Source organism: Paenibacillus sp. JJ1722 (assembly GCF_048282685.1).
In the GTDB taxonomy this organism is placed as follows: Bacteria; Bacillota; Bacilli; order Paenibacillales; family Paenibacillaceae; genus Paenibacillus; species Paenibacillus polymyxa_B.
Map to the genome: position 1 here is coordinate 5,465,847 of NZ_CP182500.1, position 14,866 is coordinate 5,480,712.

At 48.9% G+C, this 14,866-nt stretch carries 12 protein-coding genes; all 12 read right to left on the reverse strand.

The window, feature by feature from the left end; translation table 11 throughout:
• Positions 1-87 precede the first annotated feature (87 nt).
• Positions 88-1,689, reverse strand: coding sequence for an ArnT family glycosyltransferase (locus ACM1ND_RS24320; RefSeq protein WP_418026689.1), 1,602 nt, complete (start codon positions 1,687-1,689; stop codon positions 88-90).
• The gene (locus ACM1ND_RS24325; protein ID WP_023990626.1) at positions 1,686-2,105 is read right to left on the reverse strand and encodes a GtrA family protein; all 420 of its coding nucleotides are present in this window, start codon (positions 2,103-2,105) and stop codon (positions 1,686-1,688) included. Before ACM1ND_RS24325 ends, ACM1ND_RS24320 begins: the two co-directional genes overlap by 4 nt.
• On the reverse strand, positions 2,068-3,075 hold the full coding sequence (locus tag ACM1ND_RS24330) for a glycosyltransferase family 2 protein (RefSeq protein ID WP_023990627.1): 1,008 nt from the start codon (positions 3,073-3,075) through the stop codon (positions 2,068-2,070). The genes ACM1ND_RS24325 and ACM1ND_RS24330 overlap by 38 nt, the downstream gene beginning before the upstream one ends.
• A 23-nt stretch (positions 3,076-3,098) precedes the next feature.
• Positions 3,099-5,558, reverse strand: coding sequence for a glycosyltransferase family 2 protein (locus ACM1ND_RS24335; protein ID WP_053326222.1), 2,460 nt, complete (start codon positions 5,556-5,558; stop codon positions 3,099-3,101).
• Entirely contained in the window at positions 5,551-5,802 is a 252-nt protein-coding gene (locus ACM1ND_RS24340) for a hypothetical protein (protein WP_023990629.1), read from the reverse strand. Before ACM1ND_RS24340 ends, ACM1ND_RS24335 begins: the two co-directional genes overlap by 8 nt.
• A 513-nt stretch (positions 5,803-6,315) precedes the next feature.
• Positions 6,316-7,728, reverse strand: coding sequence for an argininosuccinate lyase (gene argH, locus ACM1ND_RS24345; protein WP_418026691.1), 1,413 nt, complete (start codon positions 7,726-7,728; stop codon positions 6,316-6,318).
• A gap of 86 nt (positions 7,729-7,814) precedes the next feature.
• Positions 7,815-9,050, reverse strand: coding sequence for an argininosuccinate synthase (locus ACM1ND_RS24350; RefSeq protein WP_023990631.1), 1,236 nt, complete (start codon positions 9,048-9,050; stop codon positions 7,815-7,817).
• A 60-nt stretch (positions 9,051-9,110) separates the two neighbouring features.
• On the reverse strand, positions 9,111-10,067 hold the full coding sequence (gene argF, locus ACM1ND_RS24355; protein ID WP_023990632.1) for an ornithine carbamoyltransferase: 957 nt from the start codon (positions 10,065-10,067) through the stop codon (positions 9,111-9,113).
• 48 nt (positions 10,068-10,115) lie between these two features.
• Positions 10,116-11,378: an acetylornithine transaminase gene (locus tag ACM1ND_RS24360; protein WP_023990633.1), complete on the reverse strand. Its 1,263-nt coding sequence runs from the start codon at positions 11,376-11,378 to the stop codon at positions 10,116-10,118.
• A 53-nt stretch (positions 11,379-11,431) separates the two neighbouring features.
• Entirely contained in the window at positions 11,432-12,271 is an 840-nt protein-coding gene (gene argB / locus ACM1ND_RS24365; protein ID WP_264454455.1) for an acetylglutamate kinase, read from the reverse strand.
• A 118-nt stretch (positions 12,272-12,389) separates the two neighbouring features.
• Positions 12,390-13,616, reverse strand: coding sequence for a bifunctional glutamate N-acetyltransferase/amino-acid acetyltransferase ArgJ (gene argJ, locus ACM1ND_RS24370; RefSeq protein ID WP_264454454.1), 1,227 nt, complete (start codon positions 13,614-13,616; stop codon positions 12,390-12,392).
• Between the two features lie 103 nt (positions 13,617-13,719).
• Complete coding sequence (gene argC / locus ACM1ND_RS24375) at positions 13,720-14,769, reverse strand: N-acetyl-gamma-glutamyl-phosphate reductase (RefSeq protein WP_076264494.1); 1,050 nt, start codon at positions 14,767-14,769, stop codon at positions 13,720-13,722.
• Between the last annotated feature and the right edge of the window lie 97 nt (positions 14,770-14,866).

The following is a 14,866-nucleotide window of genomic DNA, read 5'->3' on the forward strand; positions in this document are numbered from 1 at the left end:
CAAACTTCTTGCGGTGATACAGCTGTAGCCTAATCACACCCTACAGCTGTATGCTTCCCTCCGCTACGATGCACTAAAATATCATAATTATTTCGATTCTTCATGCTCTATTTTGTACAGTCGCCACTGCCCGTCAAAGTCATGTACCAACGAGGCCCACGGCGTTCCCTTTTCGAACAAATCAGGATAGTTCCGGTTCACCTGATCCAGCGGTACCCCATCCACCAAGCGCGTAACCAAGACATAATCCACCTTGGAAGCAGGCAGATCCATTAAAGATTCCCCAAAGTCAAAATCACTCGTAATCATAAATTTCTTTGGAATTTTACTACTCAAAATAATCGGATAGGCGGCATAGGAATCTGTCAAAATGAGGGATGAACCATAATGCTCATCCAGCCACGGCGCTATTTTCCGCTCAATAATTTGCCGTTCGTAGCTTTCATTGCCACTATGCGTCAAATAGCTGTGTTCATCCGCTGCAATCGCGGGGTTCGTCAGTGCGTAGGATAACAAACCTGCTGTTACCAACATCCCAACTGTTACCAGAGAGATTCCAATTCCCCTCATTTTTCCCTTTAATAAACTTAGCTCATACGGCAACCAGGCAACCGTAATCGGGAATACATACATAAAATATCGGAACCAGCCAAAAGAAGACTGCTTGAGCATCAGCAAAAGCTGAAGTCCAGGCACCGATAAAAAGATTGCTAATAGCGTAAGCGTGCTCCAACTCAACAGACGTTTGTCCAATAGTCGTATGAGCAAAATGGCAATCAACGGAGCAGCATACCATAAGGTTCGTTGCCCGATAAACTTTAGCATCAGCACAGGGTGGGCAAACATGGCCACAAAGCGTTGATCCTCCAACAAAGCCGCTGATTGTGTGGAATTGGAATACTGCGAGCGTAAAAAGTAAAGTGGGTCGCCCATGATAATCCAGTTAAAAAAGAGCCAAAGCAGGCCGGAAAAGACAAGTGGCAACAATAATAGAAGCCATGTCGCCTCCACCTTGTACAGGCGCTCTTTTAAAGACAATTCCGTTCTAACCCTCTCTCTGTTTGTACGCCACCGGTGCAGAAAAAAGATCGTCAACAATACACCCACAGCCATCGCAACGCCAAGCGGGACCGCTTCATAGCGTACCCAAAATGCCAGTGCAAGCGCAAAACCGGATACGATCAAATTCGCCGCCTTGCGATCCTTCAACCACATACAAAATCGACTCACTGTCAACAGGATGAAAAAGATATATGGCGAGTCACTCAAGCCGTTGAAGCCAAACAGAAACATAAATGGATTCAGTGAAAATAATAGCGCAATCAGCAAACTGGTTGCACCGTGAAGCCCCAACTGTTTGCCCGTCGCATACAATAATGCCGTGCTCGCCCCTGCAAACAGGCTGCTCACAATCACTGCCGCCAGCCCGTGGGAAGCGAGTACTGGAAATAAAGGATAAAACAACAGCACTATCAGTTCCATCAAACTGGGCAGCGGATTCCATACAAACCCGATAGCACCCAAGTGTGGGTCACGACTGTACAGCACATAAAATGCATTAGCCACTCGACTGAGCGCATCGGTATGCATATAGCCAAGATGCCATGCAAAATACACACCCACGGCCAGTTCAAGAGTAGTAATACAAGCAAACAATGATAGCAATTTTCCGTGTTTTCTTAAAATCATGAAACCTCTTTCTGACGCTGTTGCGGAACGGAGAAGATCCAGTAACGGTTCCAGATATAATTATGAACAGGCACGATGATGGTAGTTAGTACTTCACCGATCAGATACGACCAACCGATCCAGTGAATGGTCACGTACATCAGAGCGGCATTTAAGAGCAAGCCACAGGTACAGACCAATAAATATTTAAGAAACTGGGTGCGGCTTCCCTCGCCGGTAGGCTCGAACGTCCAGTTTCGGTTCAGCACATACGAAACGAGCAATGTAACCACGAATCCGATTGTAGTAGCCGTTACTGCTGGTACCGTAAACAACTCCACCAGCAACACAAGCACACCAACATGGATACCTGTACCCAGCAGCCCCACAATACCGTATTTAATGATTGGATACTTTAGATATGAACGTCTGATCATGTTGATTAAACTCCCTGTCCACCCACAATCGGTCAGCATTCGCCCGTTTATCTGCTATCAGATAGCGAGGCCTAGCTTTGACTTCGTGATATATGGCGGCAATATATTCTCCTACCACACCAATTGACAGCATGAGTACACTGCCAATAATCAAGAGCAGCAAAATGACAGTGGTAAAACCGGTCACAGCATCACCCGTTAATTTGCGCATTAAGGTCTGAATCCCCAATACGACTGAAATCAGCATAAAAATGAGGCCCATCAGACTCACTACCCGCAATGGTACTGTCGAAAACGAAACGATCGCTTCTGCTGCCAGTCGAGTCAGCCCTAACGGACTCCAGCGGCTTGGCCCCTCTTCACGTGGAGCCACCCGGAATGAAATCTGGGTTTTACGGAAACCTAGCCAGGCCGTCATCCCACGGAAAAACGGCATCCGTTCTGGCATCGCCATCCAGGCATCCACCACTCGTCGATCCAGTAGCTTATAATCGGAGGCATCCTTGAGATTAAAGCCCGTCAAGCGGTTCAGGGTCGCGTAGAACAAAGAAGCTCCGAGCTTTTTGCCCACCGACTCTTCTCCCCGAAATTCTTTCACACATTCGACCAAATCATAACCTTCATTTTGCCATAAACGTACCATTTCACCAATCATTTCAGGAGGATGCTGCAAATCACCGTCCATGACAATGATTGCATCGCCAGAGGCATTTTCCAAACCTGCACACAACGCCAGTTCCTTACCGAAGTTCCGACTCAGTCGGAGCGCGAGCAAAGAGGGCATACGACGGGACAATTCGGACAGCTTGAGCCACGTATCGTCTTTGGAACCATCATCTACTATGATGAGCTCATAGCGTGAGGTGACAACAGACAATACCCCATCAATTACCTTAAGTGAACGCTCGAGATGCGAGCTTTCATTATACATGGGAATGACGACGGATAAAAAAGGTGTTTTTGTCTCCATTCTTGCTCCTTCTTTCTTCATATTCAGGAGGACTGTGCCGGGGTATCATCCAAGTCGTGCATATCGGTCAGACCATGTGTCGTCTTCTCCCAATAGAACGGCTTGGTAATGAGCTGCCAAGCGGCTTTCACCGCAGCTATACTCATAAGTACCCAATATAACGGCGAGAGTAGCCCATATTTGACCATCGCGTATGAAAATGTTCGTTCACCGCGCTCTTCCAGTTCCCCGATGACCCAATACATTCCGGCCACGTTACTGAATACGAACAGAAAGTTACCGATATAAAATTCCGCGCTGGCCAGGTAATACACATACCCCGGGAACAGCTTGGGAATAAAGGATAATTCCCAGCCAAACCATAAAATAAGCAAGCCCCAAAAAATCGGATTCAGCAACGGCAACATCGGAGTTGCCAAAATCATCACCTGAAAGCCGAAAAAGCCCTTCCAGCCCACTTCGCGCACCAGCTTAACCGGATTGCGCATATGAACCAGCCATGTCTGCATATACCCCTTGATCCAGCGTGACCGCTGACGAATCCAGTTGCCCACGCGGCTGTTAGCTTCCTCCCATGTGCGGGAATCGACAATAGCAGTTTTGTAGCCGCCTTTATACAGACGTATGCCCAGATCGGCATCCTCGGTTACATTGTAGGGGTCCCACGCATTAATATCTTTCAATACAGATACCCGAAAATGATTGGATGTGCCGCCTAAAGGAATTGGGGTATCTAACTGCATAATACCCGGCAGCAGTAACTCGAACCACATACTGTATTCTTGAGTGAACCAGCGGGTCAGCAAATTTTGTGTACTATTAAAGTAGTTGAGCTTCGCTTGAATACATGCATAATGCTCAGGGAGTGAATCGAACGCTGCAATGACCTTTTTAAGCTGATCAGCGTCGGGACGATCCTCAGCATCGTAAATCACGACAAACTCGCCACGTGCCCGAATAAGTCCATAATTACATGCCTTCGGCTTGGTTTTCGGCAAACCGTCTGGAACGACCAGTGTCGTGTAATAGGCCGGCAGCTTCATTTCACGAAGTAGCTCGATCGTCTCAATGTCATCCTCTTCAATCAGCAGCCGCACGTCCAGCTTGGACTTTGGATAATCCAGCTGCTCCAAATTCCGCAACAACATCGGAAGCACGCCCGCCTCCTTATACATAGGTACAAGAATGGTATAGATCGGCAGTTTCTTTTCATCCATGGCGTCAACCTCTTCCTTCGTAAAACGAAGCTGCGCCCCACGCCGGGAACCGAGATAAATAATGCCAAATTTAAATAGCGTCATCGCAAAATAAAACAGCTGAATCATCATATTGATGATCAACACCGTTTTCCAACTGTTCCACAAGAGACCGAGCAGTGTAATCATACCCATAGCTGCGAACACCCAAAGTTGTCCCTTTGTAAAAGTCGTCCGCGCCGAATTGTGCGGTTCTTTTTCCAATAGCCCAGTCGTGCTCTCCTGCATCATTTCTTCACCGTAGATTTTACCCCAGAGCTGCTCCATCTCTTCCTTCGTAGCAAGCACCTGCTCTACCGGCATACCCAGGATTTCCTCCAGCTTCAAGCGTCGCTCTTCTGGCAACGGATCGCTAACCGCCACAATATATCGGTTCATATACTGATGGATGACGACCACGCCATAAGCCATTGCCACTTGCTCGGGTAGTTTGTACGCCGCATCCAGCGCCAGCTCCTCACCAATGCGCCCGATTCGGTTCTGTGTAGCAATCGCGCGGTACAAATCCGCAGGTTCCAGCATTTGCAATGACAGCAAGATGTCGCCGAGCAGCCCGCCGCTCTTCGCCTGGAACTCCAGTGCGCGCTCCAGTTGTTCCGGTAATATATAGCCGGAACGAACCAGCATATCGCCTAGGCGCTCCTTGGACTCGTCGCCGTCAACCTGCTCTTGGAGCTGCTCGGCTGTAATGAAGCCCATCTCTACAAGAATATCACCCAACCTGCCACCGTAACGCTTCTGGTTACGGATGGCATCTGTCAGCTGATCGCGGGTGATCATCCCGTTCTCCACCAGTTGATCCCCCAGACGGGCCTTGCCGTTTCGTCCACTCTGCGTTCCTGTTGCCGCCTCTTCGCCTTCCGTACCAGGGATACTGGAACCAGCGCCCATAGCAGCTCCTGCTGCTGTCTGTTCCTGCCCAGAGGCATATTGGACTTGAGCCTCCTGCACCTGTCCATCCTGTATCCCTTCATCCAGCAATTGTTCCACAGCTGCTGCTGTATCATTGGCGTTCTGTATCGCCTGGATACGAAGTTCTGTATCCTGAAGTCGCCGTTCTAACTCTTCAATATGAAAATCAAGCTTGTACAGCACCGGGGCCTGCTCTAACCGCTGAGCCTCTAGCTGTTGTTGCAGTTGTTCGATTCGCTGACGCTCTTCTTTTATTCTTCTCTTGGTTTGGCGAATTGAAACTCCTCCAACCTGCCACCTAAGCTTGTCACCCATGAATTCCCGCCCTTTCAATCCAGCGCCGCTCTTCCGCAAGCGCATCCGCAAGCAGCTGCTTTAACTCCGCATCCCGCTGCTTTTTCCGTTCCAGCGCCGCGTGGAAAAGTTCCCGCTCCTCACGCAGTAACTCCTCCGCTTGCACCCGTTCCTCATGCAATGAAGATATCAGTTGATCGGCTTCAGAAGCGCGATAACCGAACCAAGCGCTCTTTAACTGACGCGCCGTCCTTTTAGTTCTCATAATACCTCCCTAGATCATCCCGACTCTGCCTTCAGCTACATCGACTTTAGAGCTTTTACTTGCCGTTCTCCCGAAACCAGGACATACCTATGTTCTCATTCAAGCCCTTCATTTACACATTTATGAAATTGTCCTAATCAAAAGTGCCTCTAGTAACTTGACATTTATTTATTGAATATAGTTCTTGTCCTATTGAATTGGTAATTCAATGAAAAACTTAGTGCTATTCTACCATAATCATCGTAGGCGTAGTATACAAAAATGTAAATTCTAGAAACTTTCACACTAGCGTATTAGTAGGTATTTAGAACTATAAATTAAATGCTATGAAAAATACCTTCCAGGAAATCTATGCATTTCATGATCATTGGGATCATGAATAAAACAAATACCTCAAAAAGCACAAAAGACACCGCGAACGGTGCCTTTGAAACCTAGATTGCTAATTCCTTAAAATCTGATTTTACACAGCATCCCGCTACTGTGCAAGACAATAATATCTTTCTTTACTGATTAATTTTTCGGCTTGTGCCCTTCAAACCATGTTGATGTATTCGCCAGGAGCTGTTCACTGCGCCCAATGGCTGCCTGTACCTGCCCAGTAGCGGTTCCGCCATATACATTCCGTGCATTAACTACCGCTTCTGGTTGAAGCACCTCATAAATACGATCGTCGAACAGATCCGAAAACTGCTGAAATTCGTCCAGTGTCAGATCAAGCAAATATTTTCCATGCTGGATGCAATACAGCACGGTTTTGCCAATGACCTCATGCGCCTGACGGAACGGAAGCCCTTTGCCGACCAAAAAGTCCGCAATATCAGTTGCATTGGAGAAATCCTGGTTGACCGCTTGACGCATGCGATCCTTGTTCACCTTCATCGTGGCGATCATCGGTGCGAACAGTTGCAAGGCTCCTTCCAGCGTGGCAACGGTATCGAACATCCCTTCCTTGTCCTCCTGCATGTCCTTGTTGTATGCCAGCGGCAAGGATTTCAGTACAGTCAACAAGCCCATGAGGTTTCCATAGACACGTCCGGTTTTACCACGTACCAGCTCGGGCACGTCCGGGTTTTTCTTCTGCGGCATAATGCTGCTGCCTGTGCAAAAAGCATCATCCAGCTCGATAAAACCAAACTCCGTGCTGCTCCATAGCACCAATTCTTCGCTCAGACGAGACAAATGCGTCATAATCAGCGAGGCGCCAGCCAGGAACTCTACGATAAAATCCCGGTCGCTGACGGCATCGAGGCTATTTTCATATACGCCATCAAATCCCAGTTGCTCGGCTACAAAATGACGGTCGATCGGAAAAGTGGTCCCGGCCAAAGCGCCAGCACCGAGCGGCAACACGTTAATCCGCTTGTAGCTGTCTTTGAGTCGGTCAATATCACGCTCCAGCATAGACACATACGCCAGCAGATGATGTGCAAATAAAATAGGCTGCGCACGCTGCAAGTGTGTGTATCCAGGTACAATCGTGTCCAGATTATCCTTTGCCTGCCCGATTAATGCAGCTTGTACATCATGCAGCATACCCACCAGCGATACCACACGTCCGCGCAAATACAAGTGCATATCCGTTGCTACCTGATCGTTACGACTACGCCCAGTGTGCAGCTTACCCCCGACCGGACCAATGGCCTCGATTAGATTTTTTTCGATATTCATGTGAATATCCTCATCCGAAACAGAAAATTCAATTTCCCCACGGTGGATACGCTCTAGGACCGTGTGCAGTCCTTCCTTGATCGTGTCTGCATCCTCCTGCGGAATAATTCCACATTTCCCCAGCATGGCCACATGAGCCAAACTGCCTTGAATATCTTCTTCCGCCAACGCCTGATCAAACCCGATAGAAGCCGTATATTCCTCTACCAGCTTGTTCGTTTGCTTCGTAAACCGTCCGCCCCATAGCTTACTCATTGCATGATCCCCTCTCTGCAATACAAGCCGCCCTCGTCGTTTGGACAAGAACGGCCCGCATCCCGTACATTTTTTAGGTTACATCATTATTTATGATTTTGTGTTACGCCCGCGTTGACCTTCAAACGCAGAGCATTCAAGCGGATAAAGCCTGTTGCATCGCCTTGATCGTAGGCTTGTGTCGGATCGGCTTCCATGGTCGCAATGTCCGGGTTGTACAAGCTAACTGGACTTTTAACGCCTGCACCGATAACGTTGCCTTTGTACAGCTTCACGCGCACGGTACCACTGACATTTTTCTGACTCTCATGAACCAGAGCCTGCAAAGCGACACGTTCCGGTGCGAACCAGAAACCGTTGTAAACCAAGGTAGCATAACGGGTAATCAGACTATCACGCAGATTCATAACCTCGCGATCCATCGTGATAGATTCCATTTTACGGTGAGCTGTGAACAGGATCGTACCGCCCGGCGTCTCATAGACTCCCCGACTCTTCATACCAACAAAACGGTTCTCCACCATATCCACACGTCCGATACCATGTTTGCCGCCCAGTTCATTCAGTTTTTCCATCACTTGCAGTGGATTTAGCTGTTCTCCGTTCAAAGCGACGCAGTTACCTGCTTCAAATTCCAACTCCAAATATTCTGCTTCATCAGGAGCGTCCTCAGGCGCGTTGCTGAGCAAGAACATTTCTTTATTTTCAGGAGCACTTGGATCAAACCAAGGGTCCTCCAGCACGCCGCTTTCATAGCTGATATGCAGCAGATTACGGTCCATGGAGTATGGCTTGGCTGCAGAAGCAGTTACCGGAATGTCGTGTTTTTCCGCATAGGCAATCATTTCTGCACGGCCCGGGAACTGATTGCGGAACTCTTCCAGCCGCCAAGGTGCGATCACCTTGATATCCGGCGTCAACGCCGCCGCGTTCAGCTCGAAGCGCACCTGATCGTTACCTTTGCCTGTTGCCCCGTGAGCAATGGCTGTTGCTCCCTCGGCAATCGCAATATCGACCATCCGCTTAGCGATCAATGGACGTGCAATACTCGTTCCGAGCAAATATTGTCCTTCATATAAAGCACCCGCCTGGAACATCGGATAGATAAAATCCTTGGCGAATTCATCACGCAGATCATCAATGTACACTTTGGAGGCCCCCGTAGCGAGTGCTTTTTCCTCCAAACCGTCCAGTTCTTCCTTTTGACCGATATCTGCGGTGAATGCGATGATTTCAGCATCATAAGTTTCTTTGAGCCATTTCAGAATGACCGACGTATCCAGACCGCCGGAATATGCGAGTACGATTTTTTCTTTTGCCATTGTTGAAGTCCTCCCCGATTGCTTACCTTTATCTTCTTTACCTATCAATACCTATCAATCTTAAGCCATTAAAGCAACTAACAGCGCTTTTTGCGCATGCAGACGATTCTCCGCTTCATCAAAAATGACCGAATTCGGACCATCGATTACGCCTGCGCTCACTTCTTCCCCACGATGCGCAGGGAGACAGTGCAGGAATAAATAATCCGGCTTCGCCAGCTTGACCAGCTCCTCATTCACCTGGAAGTCGGCAAAAGCAAGCTCCCGCTCCTTCTGCTCTTCCTCAAAGCCCATGCTCGCCCACACATCTGTGTAGATCGCATCCGCATTTTGTACTGCTTCCTGCGGACTTTGGGTTATAACGATCTCACTACCTGTCTGTTTGGCAATTTCACGGGAAGCTGCGACCACACTCGGGTCAGGCTCGTATCCAGCTGGACTTGCGATGGACACATGCACTCCAAGCTTCGCTCCCCCAATCAAGAGGGAATGAGCCATATTGTTACCGTCTCCGATGTAAGCCAATTTGAGCCCTTTTAGCTTACCCTTTTGCTCATACAAGGTTTGATAATCAGCTAGCACTTGGCACGGATGAGCTAAATCACTCAATCCATTGATCACAGGAACGGACGCATAACGTGCCAACTCTACAACATTATCGTGCCCAAAGGTACGAATCATAATGCCATCTAGATAACGTGACATGACTTGAGCCATGTCGCTAATCGGTTCGCCGCGTCCCAGTTGAATGTCATTTTTGCTGAGGAAAAGAGCATGCCCACCCAATTGATACATACCGACTTCGAAAGATACCCGTGTACGTGTAGAGGATTTTTCGAAAATCAGTCCGAGCGTTTTCCCTTTTAGCGGCTGATAGGTTTCTCCGTTTTTGTGCTTACGCTTAATTTCAATGGCGAGATCAATTAAATACTGGATTTCCTCTGAAGAGTAATCGTCCAGTTCCAGGAAGTCCCGCCCCTTCAAATTCATCTGCTGCAGTGCGCCGCCCTGGCTCATGCTATCGTCTCCTTTTGTACTCTAGTCTAGGATGATTTGGCCTTTACACTAAGCCACATGCTCCCGAATCAATTCAGCAATCAATGTTACAGCCTGATCTATTTCGTCTTTCGTTACATACAAGTTAGGCAACAGACGAATCACGTTCGGTCCTGCTGTAATGAACAGAATCCCCTTCTTCTGTCCTGCCAAAACAAGCTCCGCTACCGGTTCTGCACACTCAATACCGACCATCAGACCTTTTCCACGGATATCCTTTACAAAAGGACTATCTCCAAGCTGCTTTTGCAGACTATGGAAAAGGTAATCTCCCATCTCAGCTGCACGTTCTGGTAGCTTGTCATCAATAATCGTTTCAATAGTAGCTTGAACCGCTGCCATAGCAAGTGGCGTACCTCCAAAGGTAGAACCATGACTGCCCGCTGTGAACGCTTCACGCAAATATCCTTTGCCTAGCATCGCACCCACAGAGAAACCACTGCCCAGTCCTTTCGCCAATGTAAAGATATCCGGCTCTATACCATAATGCTCAAAGGAAAACAGTTTGCCCGTCCGTCCCATACCTGTTTGTACCTCGTCAATGATCAGCAGCAAACCATGCTCGCGGCACAGCTTTGTGATCACATCTACGAAAGCAGGGTCTACCGGATACATGCCACCTTCGGCCTGCACCATTTCCAGCATAATTGCCGCCGTATGCTCACTGATGGCTGCTTCAAGCGCCGTCTGATCATGAAGCGGAACACTTTTGAACCCAGCAGGAAGCGGTAAAAAACCCTCTTTAACTTTGTCCTGACCCGTAGCAGTCAAGGTTGCCAGCGTCCGTCCGTGAAAGGATTGCGTGAACGTAATGATTTCGTAGCGACCAGTCTGCTTTACCTTCTGGTGGTAACGACGCGCCAGCTTAATTGCAGCTTCGTTCGCTTCGGCCCCGCTGTTGCAGAAAAACACAGCATCCGCGCTGCTATTGGCTGTCAGCAAGGCAGCGGCTCGTTCTTGCCCCGGAATATGAAACAGATTGGATACATGCCACAGTTCATCGATCTGTTTTTTCAATCGCTCAGCTACTGCTTGAGGCGCATGGCCGAGATTGGTAACGGCAATGCCTGACATGAAATCCAGATAACGCTTGCCCTGATCATCCCACAGCCAGCTTCCTTGTCCTTTTACCAGTGTAAGCGGGTATCTTGCGTAGGTTGGAAAAAGAGAGCTTTCTGTCTGCGCTTTTGCCGACACCTTTTCCGTTTGCACTCCGCTTCCATCCGTACTTGGCATTTCCTCGCTCACCAGCGTATTCGGTTCCTTACTCATTATGTTCACGCTCCTTTATCGTTTGGTTATATAGGTCAAGCTATATATTGTAATTACTGCATACGCACGATGCGTGTTCCAATCGATTCTCCGCCCAGCACACGGCTTAGTACCTGCGGTTGGCTACCGTTCACAATGACGACTTCCTTCACTTTGCCGTGGATACAGGCAATAGCCGCTCTCACTTTCGGGATCATACCACCGTATATTTCACCTGTGCTGATCATATCCTCAATCTCCTGTACAGTGATAGAGTCCAGCACTCTCTTTTCTCCGCCATACTTCTTCAATATGCCTGGTACATCTGTAACGACGATCATCCGACTGACCCCCAGATGAGAGGCTACCGCACCCGCCGCTGTATCCGCATTAATGTTGTAACGCTGACCCGATCGATCAATCCCGATGGGTGCAATAACAGGCATATAGTCCATATCCAGTACACCTGTAATAATCGAGGCTTGAACGGATGTTACCTCTCCGACCCAACCGACCTCAGCGGCATTCGACACAGGCTTGGCTTCGATTAAATAGCCATCACTGCCTGACAACCCCAACGCTCGGCCCCCATGCATCCCTATTCTACGTACAATCTGCTTGTTAATGCTGCCTGCCAGTACCATTTCCACGACATCCAACACAGGTTCGGTCGTTTTGCGTAATCCATGAATAAACTCCGTTTCGATCCCCAGCTTCGCCAAGTTGTCGGAAATCGCAGGGCCACCGCCATGTACAATGACAGGTTGAAGACCTTCCGACTGCAAACGCGCCAAATCTTCAAAAAAGGAATCAGGTAACGCAGCCAGCGTACTTCCTCCGCATTTCATCACAAAATTACGACGTGCCACTCCCGCATGATTCGCTTGATCCGCGTGTTCCACTGCCGATTGCATATCATCTCTCCTTTTCTTCTCTGCATATCCGTGCCATTTTCAAATGATACTGGACTTCCATCCGCTCGTTGCTTCTAACAACTACTATCCTTATTCAATCCGTATTTTATTCTGGTACCTATGTCCGATAAGCTGCGTTAATCCGCACATAATCATAGGTTAGGTCACAGCCCCATGCTGTAGCGGTTCCGTTCCCGTGATGCAAATCAACAATAATCTGCACCGTATCTCCCCGCAAATAGGCTAGCGCCTCTTCTTCGCCAAAAGCGACCGGACTCGATTGGCTTAGCACAACAATATCACCCAAGCGAATATCTACCGTATCTGGATTAACAGGTTCTCCGGCACGCCCTACGGCCGCAATAATCCGTCCCCAATTCGCATCTGCTCCGAAAACGGCCGACTTGACCAGACTGGACCCAACCACTGTCTTGGCTATCGCTTGGGCGGACGCATCGCTTACCGCTCCGCTTACAGACACCTCTACCAGCTTCGTAGCACCCTCTCCATCGCGAGCAATTGCCTTCGCCAGCTCTCGGCAGATATAGGTGAACGCCTCGGCAAAAGCGTCCCAATCGGGATGCCCTACGTGCAGCTCACGGTTGCCAGCCAGTCCGCTCGCCATGGCGATTAGCATATCGTTCGTGCTCGTATCCCCATCCACCGTAATCATATTAAAGCTGGTATCCGTTGCCTGCTTTAATAGTTGATGAAGCGCCGTCTGTCCGATCACTGCATCACAGGTCATAAAAGCGAGCATTGTTGCCATATTCGGATGTATCATGCCCGATCCCTTGGCCGCCCCGGCGATGTGTACGGTCACACCGTCCACCTCAACCGCCACACATGCTTCCTTTTTAACCAAATCCGTTGTCAGAATGGCTTGGGTAAATTGCTCCGCTCCATCGTTTGCCCCGTTCATACGGTCAGGTAAGGAGGATATTCCGCCAAGCACACGATCCATTTTCAAATGCTCGCCGATCACGCCCGTCGAGGCGACGGCTACATTGCTCTCAGCAACACCCAGTTCACGAGCCGCAGCCGAACGCATAGCGTAGGCATCCTGCTCCCCTTGCTGTCCCGTGCAGGCATTGGCGTTCCCGCTGTTCACCACTACTGCCTGCAATCGACCATCTGCCAAGCTCTCGCGGGTCACCTTCAGCGGTGCAGCCTGAAACACATTGGTGGTGTACACCGCAGCAGCTGTCGCCTCTACCTCGCAACGAATCGCGCCCATATCGTTGCGGTTCGTATTTTTTAGTCCGCAGTGTAATCCCCCGGCTGTAAAGCCACGCGGAGTTACGATGTTCCCCCCGTTTACTACTGTAAACTCTACTTTGCCCATAATTATGTGCCCTCGTTCGCAACATATTCGATGAATGACAGCTGCCTGTATTCGAAATTCCGCTCGCTGACGTTTCCTGCATCTTGTTGCGGTTACTTGCTACTTACGGATATACCGGTATGAAGCCCAGCCCGAGGTTCTCCTCCCATCCCATCATCAAATTTAAATTCTGAATCGCCTGTCCAGCGGCACCCTTCACAACATTATCAATGACAGAAATAATCGTAAGACGCCCGGTTCGGGCATCTGCTGCAAAACCGATGTCGCAGTAATTCGAACCCAATACTTCCTTCGTTGCTGGCCATATACCTTCGCCACGTACCCGGACAAAAGGATGCCCTTTATAATAATCCCGGTATAACCCGATAAGATCCTGATCTGTATGGTCACCCTTTAGCGTGACATAAATTGTACTCATAATTCCTCGGGTCATGGGAACAAGTTGTGTCGTAAACGTAATCGTAACGTCCTCGCCCGCAACATCACCTAGTACCTGTTCGATCTCAGGGATGTGCTGGTGCTTATTCACCTTATAAGCCTTGAAATTCTCGTTCATTTCCGCATAATGCGAAACAAGACTTGTTCCCCTACCCGAGCCGGATACACCGGATTTGGCATCCACAATCAGCGACCGATGGTCAATCCAATCCGCTTTCAGCGCAGGAATAATCCCCAGCAATGTTGCGGTCGGATAACAGCCTGGATTTGAAATAAAAGAAACGCCCGCCAGCTTTTCTGCATACACCTCACTGAGTCCGTATACCGCTTGCTTGAGATACTCGGGTGAAGCCGCAGGCTTTTTATACCATGCTTCATACGTTTCCCCGCTTCGAAGCCTGAAGTCCCCGGAAAGGTCAATGACTTTCAGTCCTGCATCAAGAAGCTGCGGCACTAACTTGGTACTAACGCCCGATGGCGTAGCAGTGAAAACCAGATCGGCCTTGGCAGCAATTTCGTGGACTTCGACACCGTCCAAATCCTGCACCACAATGTCCGTTAGATGTGGAAACCCGTCACTGATTGGGACACCCGCGCTGGACGAAGAAATAACAGATACAATCTCTACTTGCGGATGATGAACCAAAAAACGAATCAGCTCCACCCCGCCATACCCGGTGGAACCGACAATTGCCACTTTTAACTTGCTGCTCACAGACCTTCCTCCATTCCGTTCCTATGAAATATGTATTATTATACGACTCTATTCATATAAATACAACACCTCATGTCATGTTATTCCTCCAAATTTA

Bases quoted from the DNA above. Each gene is read 5' to 3' on its own strand.
- argJ (WP_264454454.1), bottom strand. From the start codon at position 13,616: ATGGGCAAAGTAGAGTTTACAGTAGTAAACGGGGGGAACATCGTAACT.
- ACM1ND_RS24325 (WP_023990626.1), bottom strand. From the start codon at position 2,105: ATGATCAGACGTTCATATCTAAAGTATCCAATCATTAAATACGGTATT.
- ACM1ND_RS24360 (WP_023990633.1), bottom strand. From the start codon at position 11,378: ATGAGTAAGGAACCGAATACGCTGGTGAGCGAGGAAATGCCAAGTACG.
- ACM1ND_RS24350 (WP_023990631.1), bottom strand. From the start codon at position 9,050: ATGGCAAAAGAAAAAATCGTACTCGCATATTCCGGCGGTCTGGATACG.
- ACM1ND_RS24320 (WP_418026689.1), bottom strand. From the start codon at position 1,689: ATGATTTTAAGAAAACACGGAAAATTGCTATCATTGTTTGCTTGTATT.
- ACM1ND_RS24340 (WP_023990629.1), bottom strand. From the start codon at position 5,802: ATGAGAACTAAAAGGACGGCGCGTCAGTTAAAGAGCGCTTGGTTCGGT.
- argF (WP_023990632.1), bottom strand. From the start codon at position 10,067: ATGAGCCAGGGCGGCGCACTGCAGCAGATGAATTTGAAGGGGCGGGAC.
- ACM1ND_RS24330 (WP_023990627.1), bottom strand. From the start codon at position 3,075: ATGGAGACAAAAACACCTTTTTTATCCGTCGTCATTCCCATGTATAAT.
- argH (WP_418026691.1), bottom strand. From the start codon at position 7,728: ATGAGTAAGCTATGGGGCGGACGGTTTACGAAGCAAACGAACAAGCTG.
- ACM1ND_RS24335 (WP_053326222.1), bottom strand. From the start codon at position 5,558: ATGGGTGACAAGCTTAGGTGGCAGGTTGGAGGAGTTTCAATTCGCCAA.
- argB (WP_264454455.1), bottom strand. From the start codon at position 12,271: ATGCAATCGGCAGTGGAACACGCGGATCAAGCGAATCATGCGGGAGTG.